Raw genomic sequence first — 617 nt, forward strand, 5'->3', positions numbered from 1 at the left:
TTCACCCCTTAATTGGGCGTTATGTTTACTTGTATTTCAATGGCTTAAAAATTCTTCGAACTCTGTTCTTTGTCCCTTTAGCCATTCGTTCGAGTTGCCTCAGCAAATCCGCATTGTCGTCCTGATTTCGTGAATTTCTCAACCCGTAAAACATGTCAATATTCGTGGGTTGCTTCATTTTCAGGTCGTGGCGGTTGGTTTCAAATCTCACTGGCTCTATGTCGCTGCGAGTGTATTTGCCAGTTAGCATGTCGGCTTGGCAGTTGCCTCGGCAATTTGCCATTGTTCTGCGCTGTGGTTGGAAAGAGAGGGCGCTTGTTGAACGTTTGTCGGGTTGCCTCATTGGGCAGGGAAATGGACTTACGCGCTTGTTGTTTCGTGCATCTGGCGGCCAAGAGAGTTTTAGCGTGTGACTGACTTCTTGAAACGTGGTCAACAAAGCAGTTCTTTGCCAAATAAATCAGTCATTTGTGGTAAAACATAACAAACTGTTCAAGAGGGATTCGCAACGCGTGGCATTTTCACTATGCGTTGGTTTTAGTGTTTAAGGTGGTATGCGGGAGCATCTGTATTGCGTTGCTCACCCCTTAACAGGGCGTTAGGCGGCCTATTACATT

The 617-nt window shown here is 46.0% G+C and carries 1 protein-coding gene; it reads right to left on the reverse strand.

The window, feature by feature from the left end; genetic code table 11:
- Positions 1-25: 25 nt before the first annotated feature.
- Positions 26-439 carry a hypothetical protein gene (locus ACP45E_RS03270; RefSeq protein WP_426510546.1) on the reverse strand — a complete coding sequence of 138 codons (414 nt, stop codon included), beginning with the start codon at positions 437-439 and terminating at the stop codon, positions 26-28.
- Positions 440-617 lie beyond the last annotated feature (178 nt).

The organism is Vibrio genomosp. F10 str. 9ZD137 (assembly GCF_049974785.1).
GTDB lineage: Bacteria > Pseudomonadota > Gammaproteobacteria > Enterobacterales > Vibrionaceae > Vibrio.